Origin of the sequence: Polaromonas sp. CF318, from assembly GCF_000282655.1 — a bacterium.
Classification (GTDB): Bacteria; Pseudomonadota; Gammaproteobacteria; order Burkholderiales; family Burkholderiaceae_C; genus Polaromonas.
This window is the reverse complement of sequence record NZ_AKIV01000071.1, coordinates 69,695-84,668: the sequence shown is the minus strand read 5'-3', so window position 1 is coordinate 84,668 and position 14,974 is coordinate 69,695. Positions and strand designations below refer to the sequence as shown.

12 protein-coding genes are annotated in these 14,974 nt (G+C 64.6%); 8 read left to right on the top strand and 4 right to left on the bottom strand.

Going from position 1 to position 14,974, the window contains the following annotated elements; translation table 11 throughout:
- The first annotated feature begins 221 nt into the window (after positions 1-221).
- From PMI15_RS13405 to PMI15_RS13395, 3 genes are all read left to right on the top strand, one after another.
- Complete coding sequence (locus PMI15_RS13405; protein WP_007869643.1) at positions 222-1,301, top strand: TRAP transporter substrate-binding protein; 1,080 nt, start codon at positions 222-224, stop codon at positions 1,299-1,301.
- Positions 1,302-1,566: 265 nt separating this feature from the next.
- On the top strand, positions 1,567-2,646 hold the full coding sequence (locus PMI15_RS13400) for a TRAP transporter substrate-binding protein (protein ID WP_007869640.1): 1,080 nt from the start codon (positions 1,567-1,569) through the stop codon (positions 2,644-2,646).
- Positions 2,647-2,877: 231 nt separating this feature from the next.
- Positions 2,878-3,957, top strand: coding sequence for a TRAP transporter substrate-binding protein (locus tag PMI15_RS13395; protein ID WP_007869638.1), 1,080 nt, complete (start codon positions 2,878-2,880; stop codon positions 3,955-3,957).
- A 268-nt stretch (positions 3,958-4,225) separates the two neighbouring features.
- Here the strand turns inward: PMI15_RS13395 and PMI15_RS13390 are convergent, their stop codons facing one another.
- The 4 genes from PMI15_RS13390 to selD form a co-directional block, all read right to left on the bottom strand.
- Complete coding sequence (locus PMI15_RS13390) at positions 4,226-4,723, bottom strand: hypothetical protein (protein ID WP_007869636.1); 498 nt, start codon at positions 4,721-4,723, stop codon at positions 4,226-4,228.
- 113 nt (positions 4,724-4,836) lie between these two features.
- Positions 4,837-6,378, bottom strand: a complete 1,542-nt coding sequence (locus tag PMI15_RS13385) for a TRAP transporter large permease subunit (RefSeq protein WP_007869634.1) — start codon at positions 6,376-6,378, stop codon at positions 4,837-4,839.
- A 47-nt stretch (positions 6,379-6,425) separates the two neighbouring features.
- Positions 6,426-6,965: a TRAP transporter small permease subunit gene (locus tag PMI15_RS13380; RefSeq protein ID WP_007869632.1), complete on the bottom strand. Its 540-nt coding sequence runs from the start codon at positions 6,963-6,965 to the stop codon at positions 6,426-6,428.
- Positions 6,966-7,132: 167 nt separating this feature from the next.
- Positions 7,133-8,206: a selenide, water dikinase SelD gene (gene selD / locus PMI15_RS13375; protein WP_007869629.1), complete on the bottom strand. Its 1,074-nt coding sequence runs from the start codon at positions 8,204-8,206 to the stop codon at positions 7,133-7,135.
- 282 nt (positions 8,207-8,488) lie between these two features.
- Between selD and PMI15_RS13370 the strand changes: the two genes are divergently transcribed.
- From PMI15_RS13370 to PMI15_RS13350, 5 genes are all read left to right on the top strand, one after another.
- The gene (locus tag PMI15_RS13370; RefSeq protein ID WP_007869617.1) at positions 8,489-9,109 is read left to right on the top strand and encodes a hypothetical protein; all 621 of its coding nucleotides are present in this window, start codon (positions 8,489-8,491) and stop codon (positions 9,107-9,109) included.
- A gap of 113 nt (positions 9,110-9,222) precedes the next feature.
- Positions 9,223-9,840, top strand: a complete 618-nt coding sequence (locus PMI15_RS13365) for a hypothetical protein (protein ID WP_007869615.1) — start codon at positions 9,223-9,225, stop codon at positions 9,838-9,840.
- An 87-nt stretch (positions 9,841-9,927) separates the two neighbouring features.
- A complete protein-coding gene (locus PMI15_RS13360) occupies positions 9,928-12,921 on the top strand; it encodes a hypothetical protein (protein ID WP_238541119.1) in 2,994 nt (997 codons plus the stop codon).
- Between the two features lie 11 nt (positions 12,922-12,932).
- On the top strand, positions 12,933-13,553 hold the full coding sequence (locus tag PMI15_RS13355; RefSeq protein WP_238541116.1) for a phage tail protein: 621 nt from the start codon (positions 12,933-12,935) through the stop codon (positions 13,551-13,553).
- Between the two features lie 30 nt (positions 13,554-13,583).
- Positions 13,584-14,963, top strand: a complete 1,380-nt coding sequence (locus tag PMI15_RS13350) for a hypothetical protein (RefSeq protein ID WP_007869609.1) — start codon at positions 13,584-13,586, stop codon at positions 14,961-14,963.
- The last annotated feature ends 11 nt before the right edge of the window (positions 14,964-14,974 follow it).

Sequence of the window (14,974 nt, the reverse complement as noted above, 5' to 3'; positions counted from 1 at the left end):
AGAGGCGAAGCGTCTCGCGAGCCGCGGCCTGCAAGGCCTCGGGAGTTACACGCAGTGAACGAACGTGGGGGCCGACAGGTTCTTGTCAGCTCTTCAAGGGTTTACCCGCCCGGCCCACACTCCCCTGATTTTTAGAATTCCCCAGGACCTGCGCAGGCAGTCTGGCCGGCGCATGCGCAGGCCCCAAGGAATTTTATTTTTCATACTTCGGAGTCAAGTTGATGGATCGTCGTTCACTCATCAAGCACGCGGGCGTTGCCGGCGTGCTGGCCGCGGGCGTCGCGCCCGCCGTTCATGCGCAGGTCGCCGTTCGCTGGCGCCTGGCATCCAGCTTCCCCAAGTCGCTGGACACGATTTACGGCGGCGCGGAGACCTTCGCCAAACACGTCAAGGCGATCTCGGGCGGCAAGTTTGAAATCTCGGTCCATGCGGCCGGCGAACTGATGCCCGCCTTCGGTGTGGTCGACGGCGTGCAGCAGGGCTCCATCGAAGCGGCCCATACGGCGCCCTACTACTTCTTCGGCAAGGACGAGACTTTCGCCATAGGCGGGGCGATACCCTTCGGCCTGAACAGCCGCCAGATGAGCGCCTGGACCTTCGAGGGCAACGGCCTGAAGCTGATGCGCGAGTTTTACGCCAAATACAACATCATCAGCTTCCCCTGCGGCAACACCGGCGCGCAGATGGGCGGCTGGTTTCGCAAGGAGATCAAGTCGCTGGCCGACATGAAGGGCCTGAAGTTCCGCGTCGGCGGCTTTGCCGGCAAGGTCATTGAGCGCCTGGGCGGCGTGCCGCAAAACATTCCCGGCGGCGAGATCTACCAGGCCCTGGAAAAAGGCACCATAGACGCGGCCGAATGGATAGGCCCCTACGACGACCAGAAGCTGGGCTTTAACAAGGTGGCGCCCAATTACTACTACCCCGGCTGGTGGGAAGGCGGCCTGCAACTGGACCTCTACATCAACCAGAAGGCCTACGACGCGCTCACGCCCGAGTACAAGGCCATCGTCGAAGTCGCCAGTGCGGCGGCCCACGTCGACATGCAGGCCAAATACGACGCCAAGAACCCCACGGCCCTCAAACAGCTGGTGGGCGCAGGCGCCAAGCTGCGTCCCTTCCCCGCGGACGTCATGAGCGCGGCTTTCAAGGAGTCCATGAAGCTCTACGAAGAGCTGTCGGCCAGGAACGAAAGCTGGCGCAAGGTCTACGCCGATTATTCGAAATTCCGCGGCGACCAGAACCTGTGGTTCCGTTTCACCGAAGCCACTTTCGACCGCTTCATGCAAAGCCAGAAACTGTAAGCAGACCTTGCCGGGCCGTTTGCCCGGACGCCAAGCCCCGAGCACGCCTGCCGCGCAGGCCCGTGCCGGAAAAAGCCGCCCATGGGGCGGCTTTTTTTTGGAAAAATCTGTGCTGATCTACGGGTAAGAACGGGGTAACTTTCTGAAAAAGAGTGACAAAGTGTCCATGCTCCGCCGGCGCGTCCGGGACGCTGCAACTATTGCAGTACCCGGCCGTGTGGCGGACCCCCTACGGACAACTTCAATAACTTCAGGAGAGAGTTTTATGGATCGTCGCTCATTAATCAAAAATGCCGGCATCGCCGGCGTGCTGGCTGCCGGCGTGGCGCCTGCCGTTCATGCCCAGGCCACCGTTCGATGGCGCCTGGCATCGAGCTTTCCGAAATCGCTGGACACCATCTTCGGCGCGGCCGAGGTGTTCGCCAAGGCCGTCAAGAACATGTCCGGCGGCAAGTTCGAAATATCGGTCCATGCGGCCGGCGAACTGATGCCCGCCTTCGGCGTGGTCGACGGCGTGCAACAAGGTTCCATCGAGGCGGCCCATACCGCGCCTTATTATTTCTTCGGCAAGGACGAATGCTTCGCGCTGGGCTGCGCCATTCCCTTCGGCCTGAACAGCCGGCAGATGAGCGCCTGGATGTACGAAGGCAACGGCCTGAAGCTGATGCGCGAGTTCTACACCAAGTACAACATCGTCAACTTCCCGGGCGGCAACACCGGCGCCCAGATGGGCGGCTGGTACCGCAAGGAAATCAAGTCCGTCAAGGACATCAAGGGCTTGAAGATGCGCATTGGCGGCTTCGCCGGCAAGGTGCTCGAGCGCATTGGCGGCGTGCCGCAGAACATCCCCGGCGGCGAGATCTACCAGGCGCTGGAAAAAGGCACCATCGATGCCGCCGAATGGGTGGGTCCGTATGACGACCAGAAGCTCGGCTTCAACAAGGTCGCGCCCTTTTATTACTACCCCGGCTGGTGGGAGGGTGGCCCCGAGCTGGACTTCTTCATCAACAACAAGGCCTTCGAGGCGCTCTCGCCCGAGTACAAGGCCATCGTGGAGGCCGCCGCGGCCCAGGCCCACGGCGAGATGCAGGCCAAATACGATGCCAAGAACCCGGCCGCTCTCAAGCAGCTGGTGGGCGCGGGCACCAAGTTGCGGCCTTTCCCCACCGACGTGATGAATGCCGCCTTCAAGGAAGCCATGGCCCTGTATGAGGAGCTCAGCGCCAAGAACGAGAACTGGAAAAAGATCTACGCCGACTACTCCAAGTTCCGCGCCGACCAGAACCTGTGGTTCCGTTTCACCGAGGCCACCTTCGACCGCTTCATGCAAGCCCAGAAGCTCTGATTTCCGCGGGGCCTTCGCGCCCCGTCAGGAATTTGCAAGCCGCCTCCCAGAGGCGGCTTTTTTATTCCTGAAACAGGTGGGCAAAACGGTGTGATCTCGAAGTAAAAAGCTGACAAAATCCCGGTTGGCCTTCGCTGGAGGACGCTGCCTTTACCGGCCGTTCCGGCTCGAGAGGTCCGGCGGGCGCCATTCAGGCCCCGCACGTTTGACAAACTTTCAGGAGATAGCATTTTGGATCGTCGCTCCCTTATCAAAAACGCCGGCATTGCCGGCGTTCTCGCGGCCGGCATCGCCCCCGCGGTTCACGCGCAGGCCACCATACGCTGGCGCCTGGCTTCCAGCTTCCCCAAGCCGCTGGACACGATTTACGGCGGCGCCGAAGTGTTCGCCAAGAAGGTCAGCGAGATGACCGGCGGCAAGTTCCAGATCAGCGTGCATGCGGCAGGTGAACTGATGCCCGCTTTCGGCGTGGTCGACGGCGTGGGCCAGGGTTCCGTGGAAATGTGCCACACCGTGCCTTACTACTACTTCGGCAAGAACGAAGCCTTCGCCATCGGCGCGGCCATTCCTTTCGGCATGAACTCGCGCCAGATGTCGGCCTGGATGTACGAGGGCAACGGCCGCAAGCTCATGAACGAGTTCTACGCCAAGTACAACCTCGTGAGCTTCCCCGGCGGCAACACCGGCACCCAGATGGGTGGCTGGTTCCGCAAGGAAATCAAGACCGTGGCCGATCTGAAGGGCCTGAAGTTCCGTATCGGCGGCTTTGCCGGCAAGGTGGTGGAGCGCCTCGGCGTGGTGCCGCAAAACCTGCCCGGCGGCGAAATCTACCAGGCGCTCGAAAAAGGCACGCTGGACGCCGCCGAGTGGGTGGGCCCTTACGACGACCAGAAGCTGGGTTTTAACAAGGTCGCGCCGTTTTATTACTACCCCGGCTGGTGGGAAGGCGGTCCCGAAGTGGACTTCTTCATCAACAACAAGGCTCTTGAAGCCCTGCCCGCGGAGTACAGGGCGATTGTCGAAAGCGCCGCCTCGCACGCGCACATCGACATGCAGGCCAAGTATGACGCCCGCAACCCGACCGCGCTCAAGCAACTGGTGGGCGCCAAGACCAAGATCCTGCCTTTCCCCAAGCCCGTTCTCGACGCGTCGTTCAAGGCCGCGATGGACCTGTACGGCGAACTGGCCGAGAAGAACCCCGACTGGAAGAAGATCTACAGCGACTACCGCGCTTTCCAGAAGGACCAGATCCTCTGGTTCCGCTTCGCCGAGTCGCGCTTCGACACGTATATGCAAGGGGTCACCTTGTAAGCACGCCGGTGCATAGAAAAACCGCGACACGTCGCGGTTTTTTTTCGCCTGAAGTAGACGTTGGAGTCAGGTCAAGCAGGGGCCGCGGGACTGGCTTTGCCAGACCGCAGGCGCCGCCCCCTGCAAGAGGGGAGGAGGCTACACGAAGTGAGCCTCAACGGGGGTGTGCCAATATCTACCGCGGGACTGGCTTTGCCAGACCGCAGGCACCGCCCCCTGCAAGGGGGGAGGAGGCTACACGCAGTGAGCCTCGACGGGGGTGTGCCAACTACCTTTGGCTTCGGAAAGTTTTTAATTCGCTCACCAGCCGCTCAAACTCCGCCACCATCTCGGGTGAGGCGGCATAAAACACCGCGAACTTGCCCATCAGCGTGCGCACATACAGGCGCGGCGCGATCAGCCATTCGAGCCCGCGCACGCGGATCAGCTTGCCGTAGGCCAGCTCGCGCAGCTCCATGTGTTTGTCCCAGACCCAGCTCTGGTGCAAGCCCTGCTCGTCGAGGCGCGTGACGCTGCGCAGGATGTACCACCAGGTGCAGCCCACCAGCAGCAGGCCCGCGATAAACCAGCCGCCGGCGGCCGATGTGCCCGAGGCCCTGCCGGCCAGCCAGGCCTGCACAAAGGCCGCGGCCAGTCCCGCCACGATGAGGGTGGCCAGGATCTTGAAGGTCACGGAAAACGCCGGCCCCGAGATGCTCCCGCCCGTGGGCGTGAACTTGAAGGGCGGCGGGCCGAAGTAGGGGCTGGGTGTGGGCGTGGGGTCCATGGCGGGGCGGGATGATGATCTGCGGGCAGGGATTTGGCGTGGGCTTGCGGCCCAGGGTAGCAAAAAAAACGCCCCTCGCGAAAGGGGCGCTGGCAGCCTGTGATGCGGGCGGCTTATTTGGTCTTGAACAGCTCGTCGACCTTTTTCTGTTCGTCCTCGGAGCTGGGCTCGGCCGGCGGCGCCAGCGGGTCGCTGCCTGCCGCGCCGCTGGCCGCGCCCGCGGGCGGGGTGGCGCTGTCGTCGACCGGCACTTCAATCTTGACCTTGTCCAGGTCTATCACCTCGGGCTTGTCGAGGAAGACGGTCACCGTCTGCGGCACGAAGATCACGATCGCCACCAGGAGCAGCTGCATCGCCACCCAGGGAATCGCGCCCAGGTAGATGTCGTTGGACTTGATGGGTTTGGGGATGCGCCCTTCCTTGAACAGCGTGTCGGCGATGCCGCGCAGGTAGAACAGCGCGAAGCCGAAAGGCGGGTGCATGAAGCTGGTCTGCATGTTCACGCACAGCAGCACGCCGAACCAGATCAGGTCTATGCCCAGCTTGTCGGCGACCGGGCCCAGCATGGGCAGGATGATGAAGGCGATCTCGAAGAAGTCGAGGAAGAAGGCCAGGAAGAAGATGAACAGGTTGACGGCGATCAGGAAGCCTGTCTGGCCGCCGGGCAGGCCGCTGAGCATGTGCTCGACCCACTTGGCACCGTCCACGCCCTGGAACACCATCGAGAAGACGCGCGCGCCTATCAGGATGAACACCACCATGGCCGTCAGGCGCATGGTGCCTATCATGGCTTCCCAGATCAGCGCGGGGGTCAGGCGTTTGTGCATGGCGGCCAGCACCAGCGCGCCCACCACACCCATGGCGCCGGCTTCGGTCGGCGTGGCGATGGCCTTGTCGATACCGGGCAGGCCGCCCATGGAGCCCAGCACCGCGAAGATCAGGATGGCCGAGGGAATGATGCCGCGCAGGCATTTGGCCCACAGCGCCCAGCCGTTGAGCGTGCGCGCGGTTTTGGGAACGCCGGGCACATGGTGCGGCTTGAACACGCCGAGCATGAAGGTGTAGCCCGCGAAAATCAGCACCTGCAGGATGGAAGGGCCCCAGGCGCCCTTGTACATGTCGCCCACCGAGCGGCCCAGCTGGTCGGCCATGACGATCAGCACCAGCGAGGGCGGCACCAGTTGCGTGATGGTGCCCGAGGCCGCCAGCACGCCGGTGGCGTAGCGCATGTTGTAGCCATAGCGGATCATCACGGGCAGAGAGATCAGCGCCATGGCGATCACCTGGCCGGCCACCGTGCCGGTGATGGCGCCCAGGATGAAGCCGACGATGATGACCGAGTAGCCCAGGCCGCCCTTGGCGGGACCGAAGAGCTGGCCCATGGAGTCCAGCATGTCCTCGGCCAGGCCGCACTTCTCAAGGATGGCGCCCATGAAGGTGAAGAAGGGAATCGCCAGCAGCAGCTCGTTCGACAGGATGCCGAACATATTGAGCGGCAGGTTGGACATGAAGCTGGCCGGGAACCAGCCCATCTCGATGGCCAGAAAGCCCGAACCCAGCCCGAGGGCGGCCAACGAGAAGGCGACGGGGAAGCCGATCAGCATGATCAGCACGAGGCCCGCGAACATGATCGGGGCGAAGTTTTCCATTTGCATGGGGTAGTCCTGAAAGTATTTTTATGGGAACGAGCGATGCAAACGGATCACTGAACCGGCTTTTCGTAGTGCGTGTCCATCTCGAACTTGCCCTGGAGGTAGCAGATGCGCTTGATGATTTCCGAGATGCCCTGCACGAACATCAGGCCGAAGCCCAGCGGCAGCAGCAGCATCGCGGGCCAGCGGATCAGGCCGCCGGCGTTGCCCGAAACTTCCCCGGAGAGGTACATGCTCATGAACAGCGGCCAGCTCAGGTAAGCCATCAGGCCCATCACCGGCAGCAGGAAGAAGACTAGGCCGAAAATGTCCACATAGACCGGCCCGTTGCCCTTGAGCTTGCCGTAGATGATGTCGACCCGCACGTGCTCGTTGAGCTTGAGCACCACGGGCGCGCCGAGCATCACGGTGCCGGCGAACAGATACCACTGGATTTCCAGCCAGCCGTTGGAGCTGATGTCCAGGCCGTAGCGTACGAAGGCGTTGCCGGCTGAAATCAGCGCTGCAAACAACACCGCCCAGGCGGCGATCTTGCCCAGCCGCGTGGTCAGCCAGTCATAGGCCAGTGCGAATTTGAGGAGTGCGGACACGGGGGATGTCTCCGATCAGTTTTTTTGAATGAGAAAGTACCCACCGGGTACGCCGAGGCATGAATGGTACGACGGATGCCCGCCGCCGCACTGAATAAAGACTGACAAAAAATTTCCGGGTTTACCCTAGGGGTATTGCGCCTGTGGCAGGCTCTCTGCCTCTTTTTTCAGCGAACGGCCATGCCTTGGCCTGCAACAACTTCCCCAACCACGGCCGCATCCCCAAATCCCTGGGCCCGGAAAATCCCCAGCACTTCGTCCGCGCTGTCCGCGCCGCAGGACACCAGCAGCCCGCCCGAAGTCTGCGGGTCGCTCAGCAGGGCCTTGTCGACTTCGGTGAAGCCGGCCGGCAAACTGACTTCGGCCCCATAGCTGGCCCAGTTGCGGCCTGAGGCGCCGGTCACGCAGCCTTGCGCCGCGAGTTCGCGCGCGCCGGGGATCAGGGGGACGCGCTGCCAGTCGATGCGGACCTGCAGGCCCGCGCCGCGCGCCAGTTCCAGGCCGTGGCCGGCCAGGCCGAAGCCGGTGATGTCGGTCAATGCGTGCACGCCTTCCATGCGCGCCAGTGCGATGCCCGGTTTGTTGAGCTGCGTGGTGAGCGCGACCATGCGGGCGTAGCCCTGGGCATCGAGCTTTTCTTTTTTCAGCGCCGCCGAGAGTATGCCCACGCCCAGCGGCTTGCCCAGCACCAGCAGGTCGCCGGCGCGCGCGCCGGAATTTTTCTTGACGCGCGAAGGATGCACCAGGCCCATCACCACCAGGCCGTAGATAGGCTCCACCGAATCGATGGTGTGGCCGCCCGCGATCGGGATGCCGGCGTCGCGGCAGGCGTCCTGCCCGCCGCGCAGGATGGCGCCTATGGTTTCCAGCGGCAGCACGTTGACCGGCATGCCCACCAGCCCCAGCGCCATGATGGGCGTGCCGCCCATGGCGTAGACGTCGCTGATCGCATTGGTCGCGGCGATGCGCCCGAAATCGTAGGGGTCGTCCACGATGGGCATGAAGAAGTCGGTGGTGGCGATCAGCGCCTGCTCGTCGTTGAGCTGGTACACGGCCGCGTCGTCCGCGGTCTCTATGCCCACCAGCAGCTGCGGCGGAATGTTCAGGCCCGGCAGGTTGCCCGAATTTTTCAGGATCTCGCTGAGCACGCCGGGCGCGATCTTGCAACCGCAGCCGCCGCCGTGCGAGAGGCTGGTGAGCCGGGGCGCGGCGGATGGCTGGGGCGTGTCTGGTTGGGTCATGGCGTAACTTTCGGATCGGGGGGGGCATGGCGGGCGCATCGTGTGCGCCTGCACGGCACAAGTGCATCAAGTTTATGGCAAGCCCCGGCGCCGCCCGATGGGTCGGTGGCGGGAGCCGCCGCTTCGTTCACGGCCCATCACAGGCCGCCGCGCAAGGGAAATTTTCACACGCGCTTCTGTAATTGCCTGTAATCGCTTTGGCCATGAGCCTTCCCTAGAGTAGCACCACTGAAACGCAAAGGCCTGACGGCCCCGAGCAGGCAAGCCACCAAGGGAAGCACCATGGATATCAAACTGCGATTCGTCAACAAGTCCAACGACGGCAACAAGTCCGAAGTGGTGATCTACCAGAAGAACGTGCTGACCAACATGGCCGCGCTGTCCGTGGCCTGGAAGGTGATCCGCTACTGCGGGCGCGACTGCACCCACCCTTTTATCTACCCCGACGGCTACGAGGTGTCCATCACCGACGAGCACGCCAACTTCACGCCGCGCCTGAAGGCCAAAAACGGCCAGATGCTGAGCCTGGTCCAGACCCCCACCGGCAGCCGGCGCCTGTTGTACACCGGGCCGGCCGGCGCGTCGACCGAGCTGGACGTGCTCAACGACATGAGCCAGGGCGCGGTCGATGTCTGCATCTTCAAGGACGGCCGCCTGATGGGCGTGAAGACCTCGGTCTCTCCCGGGCAGAAGGCGGTTTTCCAGTACCAGCCGGCGCTGTGGATAGGCGTGACCTCCGAGGTCATCCAGGGCCAGCCGATCAGCTCCGCCGTGATGTCGGACATCAATACCGAGCTTTCGCTGATCGGCATCGCCAGCGCCGACATCGTGATGACCGGCGGCGGGCCGGGCGAGGGCTCCACAGCCTACGAATTCAATCTCGAAAACATCGTCCAGGCCTGAGGGAGACCGCCGGGACTGGACACGCAGGGTTCGCCGCCGGGGCAGCAGGGCAACGATGGCAAACGGGCAACGCACGGTGCGCTGCCATCTTTTTTAATCAACAGGAGTAAACCATGGATATTGCGCTGAATTTCATCAACAACTCGAATGACGCGAACAACTCGGAGATCGTGATCTTCCAGAAGAACGTCGCGACCAACTTCGACGAGCTCGCGGTGGCCTGGCAGGTCATCCGCTACTGCGGACAGGGTGACAACCATCCCTTCACCTTCCCCATGACCATGCAGGTCGGCGCCAGCGACAGCTACGGCAACTACACGCCGCAGCTCGACGCGCAGAACGGCCAGCTGTTCCAGATGGCGCTGACGACCTCGGGAGACCGCCTGGTGCCTGCCGGCGCCGGCACCAGCTCCAAGGAAGTGCAGGTGCTCAACAGCCTGCCCGTGGGCGCCATCAACGCCAGCATCTACAAGGCCGGCAAGCTGCTGGCGATCAAGACCTCGATCGCACCGCAGCAAAAAGCGGTGTTCGAGTTCAAGCCCACCATCTGGATCGGCGTGGCTTCGCAGATCGTGCAGGGCCAGGTCATGGACTCGGCGATCATCTCCAACATCAACACCGAGCTGTCCCTGCTGGGCATCGCCAGCGCCGACATCGTCATGACCGGTGGCGGCCCCGGCGCCAATTCGACGCCTTTCGCCTTCAACCTCGAAAACATCGTGATGTGCTAAACCCGCCTCGCCGGCGCCCGGCCCCAGCGCCGCGCGCCGGCGTTGCGGGCCGCATGCCCATCCCACAGGAGCGTCCGAGTGAACGAAATGGTCAAAAGAAGCTGGTCGGCCATGGACGGCTGCCTGGTTTTCGATTTCACCATCAACCGTGAGCCGGGCGACGACATCCCGTCCCTTGCCAATGTGTCCTGCAAGTCCGGCCCGGCCGACAGCCAGCTGGTCACCATCACACGGCAGTGGCCGGCCAGGCCTTTTGAATTCAAGTTCCGTTCAGGCTGCTACGTCACGGGTTACCTGCAACAGAGAACGCCGGTGCACATCGACGGCGTGACCAACACCGCGATCTTCGCCGATATCCACTACGGCATAAGGGGGCAGAACGACGACCACCATTTCGAGGGCGTCATGGTGGCCTGTCCCGCGCGCGGGCCGCTGCCGCCGCCCGGCCCGCCCTGGCCGCCGGGCCCGCCAGGCCCGCCCATTGAGCCGGATCCCCCGATAGACCCGGTCGAGCCGTTCCCCATCGTCACCACCCATCCCGACGAGCTCTTCCCTTATGTTTATGTGCGGCGCTGGCCCAAGCTTGGCGCCGACGACCTGCTCTACGGTTTCGTCCGCTACGCCGGCGCCAGCCCGCCATGGTGCGGTTTTTTCGGCGACCTGGTCAGCGCGCGCAACCAGCCGCAGGGCGCGCGCGAGGCCGCGCAGCAATTGGCCGTCGATTTCATTGACGGCAGTGTTTACCCAGGCGACTTCATCCGCGACATGGACAGCCTTGCAGGTCCCGTCAGCCGGTTCCCCGAACTTTTTATGCGCCTGCCCCCGCTGGAGGGCGCGCCGGCGGACTGGCTGGCCAGGGCCTGCGAGCGGGTCACGCGGCTGCTCTCGCGCTATGCGCTGGACTGGCGCTATTTTGATTCCGCCGACTATGCCAAAACGCTGGACGGCGTCTGGCAGAGCTACTTTGCCCTGGTGATCACCCTGGGCTACGACACCGCGCTGCTCGATGAGTTCACCCGGGCCCTGCTCATGGCCCACCTGATTGAGGTGGCGCTGCAGCCCTTTGAAAGCATGGCGCAGGCCGGTGCCGCCGCCGGGGTAGCGGCCGCTGCCGCAACTGAAGGCAATCCCGCGTCAGCGCCCGTCGCCGCGGACCCTCCCTTCCTGACGACCGCACAGATCAATGCACTGCTGCATGCCACGCCGGTGCTGAGCGAGCAGGTGTTTCCGCTGCCGGCGGCGCAGGGCGCCGCCGCGGCCTCGCCGCCGCCGGGGCTGCCGGGCTGGATAGAGCCCTATGCCATCGGCGAGCTGCAGATGGTGCGCCAGCGCCTGTTGCGCTACCAGTGCGGCGAGGTCGCGCGCATCGAAAACGTGATGCGCGGCGAGCGCCGCGAGGTGACCAACAAGCGCACCCACCGCCAGCTCGACGAACTGCGCCAAAGCAGCGGCGAAAAGCAGCTGCTGCAGAACGACGCCGCGGACGAACGCAGCAACCTGCAGGAAGAGGCGCGCAAGACCGTGGCCGGGGTGGTGGAAACCAACCAGTACAACAATTTCACCAGCAGCTACGGCCCGCCCACCCAGGCCACACTGGACGGGTCGTGGAGCAAGACGGTGCAGCCGGGCGCCACGCCGGGGCTGGACGACACCACACGTTTTGCGCGCGACATCCTCAACAAGACTGTCAACCGCATCAGCCGCAGCGTGAGCCTGACGCGCGCCAGCAGCACCATGAGCCAGACCGAGGACTCGGTGGTCAGCCTGGTCGACAACACGGCCGGCACGCACAGCCTGCGCGGCGTCTATCGCTGGCTCAACAAAGTGTACGAGGCCTGCGTCGTCAACTACGGCCAGCGCCTCATGATGGAGTTCATGGTGTGCAAGCCCGCCGCCGCCTTCATCGCGGGCGAGCAGGCCATGGCCGGGCAGGACTTCGTCAAGCCCGTGCCGCCGCCGCGGCTGCACATCGCCACCTTCAAGGACATCCAGCCGGGCAACTACGCCGGCCTGGGCGCCTACTACGGCGTGCTGGACCTGGCGCCGCCGCCGCTGGCGCAGCGTTTCGCCTCGGCCACCCTGCGCGACGGCGAGGAAAAGCAGATCGCGGTTCCCGCCGGCTACTGCGCCACCAAGGCCTTTGTCGCTTACGTCAGCGCGCCCGCCGGCCTGCCGGCGCCCGTGGTGCTGGTGGGGCGGCAGGCCATCACCCCGCCCGGCAGCCCGGACGGAACGGCGCTGTCCGGCGAGGACGACAGCGTGCCGGTGTCGGTGCTCGATTACCCGCCCGGCATTTCCCCGCCCAGTGACGCGCAGGTGCAGGTCAACGTCGAGATCCAGTGCGCGCCCTCGGAGCGCTGCATGGACGAGTGGCGCATCCGTATTTACGCCGCCGTCATGCGCGCCTACCAGGAGCGGCTGGCCGCCTACCAGGTCCGCGTCGAGGGCGGCCCGCAAGGCCGCGCGGCCACGCGCTCGCCGCTGGCGAACCGGCAGATCGAGCAGCGCGAACTTCGGAACGCCTGCCTGCGCCTGTTGCTGGAGCGCATGCTCACGCTGACCGGCATGAACGAGCGGGGTTTCGCGCAGTCGCCGCCCTCGGAGTTCGCCGTCTACGAGCCGCGCTACCTGCAGTTCTTCGACGAAGTGCTGGAATGGAATGAAATGGCCTACAGCTTTTACGCCAGCCCCGGCCCTGGCTGCGGCGGTGGCGTGGAGCTGGGCAGCCTGGCCGCCGACGACGACGCGCTGTTCGCGAGCTTTCTGCAGGCCGACCAGGCGCGCGTGCTGCTGCCGGTGCAGCCCGCCCATGTGATGGCTTTCCTGTATTTCTACTCGTCCGGCATGTTGTGGGCCTCGGCTGACCGGCTGGCGCCGGCCAACCCGGTCGACGTGCCGCTGGTCAACGACCTCAAGCTGTCGGGGCCGGCGCGCCATCCGGTGCGGCCCATAGGCCCGTGCTGGGAAGTGCTGGTGCCCACGGCCATGCAGGTGCTGGACGAGACCTGTGCCGAGCTGGTGCCCGGTGCGGCCATAGAGAGTTTTGGGCGTTTGGAGAATCCGGGGAGTGCCGCGACATGATGGCGCCGGGCATGAACCTTCCCTTCTTCGTGCGCCCGGGTTTTGGCGAGCTGCCGGTCGGCTCCGTCACGGCCTTTGCCGGCACATTGGGCGCGCCCGAGAGCGCCGGTGCGGCCAGTCCCGCGGCGCCGCAGGACTACGTGACCGACCCGCTGGAAGCCTGGGGCTGGATGTTTTGCGACGGCCGCTCGCTGCCCACTTATGACTATCCCGAGTTGTTCGCCGTGCTGGGTTATGTCTATGGCGGCAGCGGCAACCAGTTCCTGATTCCCGACTACCGCGGGTACTTCCTGCGCGGCGTCGGCACGGGCACCCAGAACGATCCCGACATCGCCACGCGCCAGCTGCCGCCCGGCGGCCAGGGGCAAAGCAGCGGCGTGGGCTCGACCCAGTCCTTCGCCCTGCAAACCCATGCGCACGACTACGACAGCGCGCCCGCGCCGGCCACCCCTTCGTCCAGCGGCACGGCGTCCGGCGCGTCCAGCAGCACCTCCACGCCGACCACCGGGCCTGTGACCGAGGATGGCCAGTCCCCCCCGGTCCAGGTGAGCCAGTACGAAACGCGTCCGATCAACGTGTACGTCAACCACATCATCAAGTTCACCTACGGTCTGGCGCCGCTCATCCGATGACCCCCGAGCATTTTTAACAGGAGAAACAGCATGGCTTACAACAATGTCCGATTCATAGGCTACGTGCTCGACACGGCGCCCGGCCTGAATCCCGATGGTTCGAACAGCTACCTCGGGCTGGACAACCTGGAGCTTGACCTCGAGGCGCGCTGCTCGCTGATGTTCCGCGCCATGGACACCGCGTACGATGTGCTGCAGCAGTCCGCATCGCCGCCCTCGTCGCCGCCCGTGCCCAGCGACACCCTCAATGTCTTCATGGCGCCCGAGTTCTTTTTCCGGGGCCCGAACGGCGCCTACGGGATGGAGGACGTGCAGAAGATCATCACCAGGCTGCAGGGCTACGCCGCCCTCGCGGACTGGGCCGACTGGATGTTCGCTTTCGGCACCATCCTGGGCGTGTCCTCGCCCACGCTCAAGACGCCGCCCTACGACATCGACCCGCTGGCCAACAAGGAGGTCTACAACTTCGCGCTGGTGCAGTTGGGAGGCGTGGCGGCACAGGGCGACGCGGGCGCGGTTGTGGTGATGAAGGAACTCATGTCGGGCGTGGACTTCCTCGCCACCGCGGCCGGCCCCAACAGCCTGCTGCTCGGTGAGGTCGACCACCTGGCACCCTCGACCACGGGCGGACCGGGGCGCGAGCAGCAGGTGCTCAACTACGACGGCGCGGGCGTGTTTTCGCTGGCCGGCATCACCTGGGGGCTGGAGGTCTGCCTGGACCATCGCGATACCGTGCGCCGCCTGCAGAAGTCGCCGCAGCTGCCCGGGGAGAACCTGATCCAGCTGCAGCTCGTACCCTCCTGCGGCATGGGTGTGCAGGCCCCCAGCGTGGTCACGCAGTTCGGCGGTTATGTGTTCAACTGCGACGGCTCCGGCGCCGCGCGCCACTCCACGCTGGCCGAGCAGGTGCCGCCGCTGACGGATGTGCCGATGTCGTCCAGCACGCCGGTCCCCGATACCGCGATTCCGCTGAACAACGGAACCACAGTTGACGTCAGCGACCTCTATCCCCACGGCCCCGGCGTGCTGAACTTCTACCCGGTGCGCGCCGTGCCGGCGCAGCAGACCGTCCCGGGCAACACCGTGCGGCTGTTCTGGCAGGCCAGCGCCGACTACCAGTTCGTCTTCCTGCTGGTCTACGACGACAACGGCAACTATGTGACCATGGTCTGCGAGCCGCGCAGCAAGAAGACCAACTTCTACGGCAACAACTACTATTTACCGCTGTCGCTGCAAACCCAGGATTCGCTCAAGCAGGGCGTGAGCATCCAGATGCGCCTGGCGGCCGGCAGCAGCCCCTACGCCGGCGCCGTCTGGTGCAAGATCAATGTGCCGGGCTTTGTCTTCGAGGGCAATGCCTTCGAGTTCAGCGCCACGATCTCGGGCCCGGCCCCTGCGACGGTCTGGTAAGCGGCAAGGGG

Coding starts and splice junctions, on each gene's coding strand:
- PMI15_RS13405 (WP_007869643.1), top strand. CDS start 222: ATGGATCGTCGTTCACTCATCAAGCACGCGGGCGTTGCCGGCGTGCTG.
- PMI15_RS13400 (WP_007869640.1), top strand. CDS start 1,567: ATGGATCGTCGCTCATTAATCAAAAATGCCGGCATCGCCGGCGTGCTG.
- PMI15_RS13390 (WP_007869636.1), bottom strand. CDS start 4,723: ATGGACCCCACGCCCACACCCAGCCCCTACTTCGGCCCGCCGCCCTTC.
- PMI15_RS13385 (WP_007869634.1), bottom strand. CDS start 6,378: ATGCAAATGGAAAACTTCGCCCCGATCATGTTCGCGGGCCTCGTGCTG.
- selD (WP_007869629.1), bottom strand. CDS start 8,206: ATGACCCAACCAGACACGCCCCAGCCATCCGCCGCGCCCCGGCTCACC.
- PMI15_RS13370 (WP_007869617.1), top strand. CDS start 8,489: ATGGATATCAAACTGCGATTCGTCAACAAGTCCAACGACGGCAACAAG.
- PMI15_RS13365 (WP_007869615.1), top strand. CDS start 9,223: ATGGATATTGCGCTGAATTTCATCAACAACTCGAATGACGCGAACAAC.
- PMI15_RS13360 (WP_238541119.1), top strand. CDS start 9,928: ATGGTCAAAAGAAGCTGGTCGGCCATGGACGGCTGCCTGGTTTTCGAT.
- PMI15_RS13355 (WP_238541116.1), top strand. CDS start 12,933: ATGAACCTTCCCTTCTTCGTGCGCCCGGGTTTTGGCGAGCTGCCGGTC.
- PMI15_RS13350 (WP_007869609.1), top strand. CDS start 13,584: ATGGCTTACAACAATGTCCGATTCATAGGCTACGTGCTCGACACGGCG.